5 protein-coding genes are annotated in these 4,149 nt (G+C 48.1%); all 5 read left to right on the top strand.

Annotated elements, in window-relative coordinates; all coding sequences use genetic code 11:
• Positions 1–693: 693 nt before the first annotated feature.
• The 5 genes from HMPREF2609_RS06335 (at position 694) to HMPREF2609_RS06315 (ending at position 3,996) form a co-directional block, all read left to right on the top strand.
• The gene (locus HMPREF2609_RS06335) at positions 694–1,206 is read left to right on the top strand and encodes an LURP-one-related/scramblase family protein (protein ID WP_070449222.1); all 513 of its coding nucleotides are present in this window, start codon (positions 694–696) and stop codon (positions 1,204–1,206) included.
• A 627-nt stretch (positions 1,207–1,833) separates the two neighbouring features.
• On the top strand, positions 1,834–2,358 hold the full coding sequence (locus HMPREF2609_RS06330) for a peptidoglycan-binding domain-containing protein (protein ID WP_070449223.1): 525 nt from the start codon (positions 1,834–1,836) through the stop codon (positions 2,356–2,358).
• 85 nt (positions 2,359–2,443) lie between these two features.
• Positions 2,444–2,950: a peptidoglycan-binding domain-containing protein gene (locus HMPREF2609_RS06325; RefSeq protein ID WP_070449225.1), complete on the top strand. Its 507-nt coding sequence runs from the start codon at positions 2,444–2,446 to the stop codon at positions 2,948–2,950.
• Positions 2,951–3,033: 83 nt separating this feature from the next.
• Positions 3,034–3,567 carry a hypothetical protein gene (locus HMPREF2609_RS06320; RefSeq protein WP_004006351.1) on the top strand — a complete coding sequence of 178 codons (534 nt, stop codon included), beginning with the start codon at positions 3,034–3,036 and terminating at the stop codon, positions 3,565–3,567.
• A 69-nt stretch (positions 3,568–3,636) separates the two neighbouring features.
• Positions 3,637–3,996 (top strand): hypothetical protein, encoded by a 360-nt coding sequence (locus tag HMPREF2609_RS06315; protein WP_246822609.1) that lies wholly within the window; start codon positions 3,637–3,639, stop codon positions 3,994–3,996.
• Positions 3,997–4,149 lie beyond the last annotated feature (153 nt).

The following is a 4,149-nucleotide window of genomic DNA, read 5'->3' as shown; positions in this document are numbered from 1 at the left end:
AATGATTGTTGTCACGACAAATAGTATTAAAAAGACAGACAAATCTTCAGAACAAAAGCAGCATGAGGTATCCGAAGGGGTGCCTGATGAATCGCTCTAGAATCCCTTTACCTTCGGCTGCACCTGGCGATTCCACGCCCAAAATCCCGTTCCGTAAATTCCTTCTTGGAGCGCACGTGTTAAGAACCATCTGGGGTTCCGTCCTTGTGGTTGGTCTTATATGGTACTGGGTTGTAAATTTGGTCAATGCTCCCCCTCAGCCCTGTGGGAAAACCCCCGATTACAGCATAGTAGTTGGGCATCTTGTCCCCCTAACCCTTTTCACGATTCCGTATATTATCCATGTTGCTTTGCAGTTCAGGGCTTATATGCAGTGTAGAAAATGGGCGAAGCTGCAAAGTGTGCGCTGGATAAATATATACAGTATATTAGTTGCTCCTATTATGTCGGTTATGCTTTTCGCTGTGACATTTCCAATGGATCGGGAATCATCTCCGGTGTTGTATGACACGATTCTGTCAATAGTATTTTTCGGAGAAATATTAATAAGTATTATCGTCGTTATTGTGGTGAGTAAATCCTTAAAGCTCCTAAAAAGGTAAAGGCTGAAACCTTTCATTCCGTCGTTGAGAGCATACGCGGTGCTATGGTTGAGCTACCGACGACACCACCGAAACACATAGAGAGGAGAGCATGATGCGGCAGCTTTACGCGGCGCAGAAAATCTTCAAAATTACCGACCACTATGTCGTCACCGACGAAGGCGGGTACACGGTATATCAGGTTGATGAGAACTACCGGGTTCTCGGCAAAAACATGAATGTGACGAACGTTGAGACCGGCGTGCAGTTCACGCTAGAGCGGCAGCTTGGGCTCGGTACCGTTTTCAATGTTGGCTTTTCCACTGGCGACCAGCTGTATATGCGCAAACGGTTTAAACTTGCTGGGCTCAACATAGAGGCCTACCTCAACCAGATTCCGCTTCAGATCGGGGGTAGTTTCTGGGAGGGTAACTTTGAGATTGTTCTTGAAGGAGGTATTGTCGCCGCTATTCACAAGCCTAGGTTTAAGATGCGCGACAAATATCAGATCACTGTGTACGACCAGCGTTTTCAAGACGTTGCTATTGCAGTTCTCATCGTTGTTGATTATCTATCTGATCAGCGGCAGAAGAACAGGCCTAGAATTAGTTTTCACGGATCCTAAAGTCCCTATGCGTCAGGTTTGATGAGGCGCGAGCAGATGGTTATTGTGGCGAGCAGATAATCGATTGTTATCTGCTCGCCACAATACTATCTGCTCGCAGGGATTAAAGCGTGCTTATAGATATTTACTTATTGAAACACCTAAGAAAAAATATTTAAAGAATGAAGTGTTTATAAAAACTTACGAAGCGTGGCGTTATATTTTTATGTGACATGCCCGAATAAGAAATATGACATTTAAAAGTTTTGAACAATGACCACTCTGATATAGAGCATAAAATACATGAACTTCTGTCTTGCGCGATGCAGCAAAACAGCCTCAAAGGGTTGAAAACTCGCCTGTGTAGCTTCTACGGTAGGGGCAGAGGCGTTCAGGAAAGCACTGCACAGTAAATGCATTATATGAGGTGACCAAAAATCACTTTTGAGATGTGTTGCTGGTATGCAGCTCTTGCAGATATATTCTGAGCACCCTAAATAAAATCCTCGCTCCGCATGAGGAAATGTCATAACCCTGCGCCTTCTTTTATGAGGCGTTCACAGATAGTACGCAATCAGCAACGCTTTTTGTAGCTCTACAGTGGCGAGTGCGCGTATCCAACCACCATGTGAAAGGAAGATAAGTAACATGACTCTCGAAAACTCTGGACTTTCCCGTCGTAAGCTGCTGCGTACTACCGCTATTGGCGTGCCTGCTGCTGGTCTACTCGCTGTCGGCTCGACCCTTGTGACCGCACCGAGCGCGCAGGCTTATCACGCGCTAGTTGGTGCTGATGGCTGGTGGGGGTCAAAAACTTCCAGTGGGCTCCAAACTTTCTTAAATATTACCCAGCATGCTCAGGTGAGCGTGGATGGTGTGATTAGTTCTCAGCCGTCAAGTCTGCAGGCTTCATGTCCCGGTCTTGCTGGTGGCTGGGAGTGGGTTGATGATGCTCAAGCATCTGGCTCCCAAACAATAGTTGCGATGCAAACTTGGCTAGGTGTTGGAGCTGACGGGATTTTTGGTTCTGAGACTATCAGTGCCCTGCAAGCTCATTATGGACTGACAGCGGATGGAACACTAGATGGACCGTCGCCGACAATTCTGACTCTGCAGAATGAAATTAACCATTACCTTCGCGCAGACAATGATGAGATAGCGAAGAATAATTAACGCTACTACCGGTGATGGTTTTATGGTGTGCTGAAATCTTCTCCAACTTCCTGCACCAGAAAAATACGCAAAGGAGGGTATCACTATGTCGAATGAACATTCTGGTATTTCACGTCGTCGTTTGCTGCGCACCGCATCCGTAGGTGTTCCCGCCGCAGGCGTTCTGGCGCTGGGTTCCAGCATTGTTAGCGTCCCGGCTGCTCAGTCGCTTGAGGTTGATGGTTATTGGGGTTCTGAGACAACCTCGCAGCTTCAAAAGTTTTTCTTCAATATATTTGCGCAGGAACTCGGTCAGCCTACATACGGGTATGAAGACGGTGTTGTGAAATATCAGCCTGTATCGCAGCAGTCTGCCAATCCTGGGCTGGGCAGCGGATGGCAGTGGGAATCCGATGGGGGAGCGCAAGGCTACGACTTCACCATCTATTACCTGCAGCGTTGGCTGGGTGGTGTTGAGGCTGACGGTACGATTGGTCCCAATACCATCAAGGCTCTGCAAAATCACTACGGTCTCACGGCAGATGGTCGCCTGGATGGACCTTCGGAGACTATCAAGGCTTTGCAGAACGAGATTAGCCAGTACGTCGGTTAGCTCTATGTGAGATTTGATGATGCGTGAAAAGCACGTTGGTGCTTCTCTGCGAACATATATTTTCATCCTGAAGGAGGATAAAAATGACGAACGAACATTCTGGTATTTCTCGTCGCGGGCTGATGCGTGCCGCCGCTGTAGGCGTGCCCGCTGCGAGTTTGCTGGCTTTCGGCTCCACTCTGGTGACCGCAACAAGTGCGAGTGCGGTTAGCGTTGATGGTTACTGGGGCGAGGAAACCTCGGCAGGGCTCCAACGCTTTATGAATGCCGTGCGTGGGGCCGGGTTGTCGGTGGATGGAGTTATTAGTTCTCAGCCATCAAGTATGGCTCCATCCTGCTCGGGTATCGTCAGCGGTTGGGAATGGGTCGATGATGCACAGGCCTCTGGTTCCCCAACCATGCTGGCCATGTATCAGTGGCTAGGATCCGGAACTAGCTCGCAAAATATTTTCCTCAAAGTCCAGAGCTGGGGTGCGAATGTAACTGGCTACAGCATCACAGGCGTTCATATCAAGCTTTTACAAGAGCATTATGGCCTGACAGCGGATGGAACTTTAGATAGTCCATCACCGACTATTGAGGCTTTGCAGAATGAGATTAATCAGTACGTCGGTTAAAACCCGGTGTTGCTCTTTCACCGGTTTTTTATAGTGCACAGTCCTTATTGAACTAATTGAGGAGAAAAAATGATACTTCGTAATTCTGATCGTCCTCGCCGTAAGTTGATGCGCGTAACCTCGCTTGTGGTTCCTGTCGTGGGTGCTCTGCTAGCGCTTGGCTTTATGACGGCTCCGGCGGCGAATGCAGCGATTGCTGATAACTCGACAGGCGCAATGCAAGCAGAATCTGAGAAGCTTCATCAAGAAGCCCAGGAAGCTACAGATCTAGCAAATAAGTTTGACCAGGACAACATCGCGATTAATGATTCTGCCGCCGAGGATCTGCGTGATGCTGCGCAGAAGGCTGAAGCGGCGGCTCAAGAACGAGACCAGGCAGTACAGGCTGTTGAAGATGCTGATCGTGATGCCGCCAGTCTCTTTGAATAAATAATTCGCAACTAAGTTGTGTGAGGAAGTGATATTGGGGCTTATGAAATTTTGACTGATGCCAAGATCGCTTCAAACTATGTGTAAGCCTTGATTGAGGAAGGAATAGTATGACTGAAAATCCCGGACTTTCCCGCCGTAAGCTGTTGCGTA

This window comes from Rothia sp. HMSC058E10, from assembly GCF_001809415.1.
Taxonomy (GTDB): Bacteria; Actinomycetota; Actinomycetes; order Actinomycetales; family Micrococcaceae; genus Rothia; species Rothia dentocariosa.
This window is presented reverse-complemented; position numbering and strand designations above follow the sequence as displayed.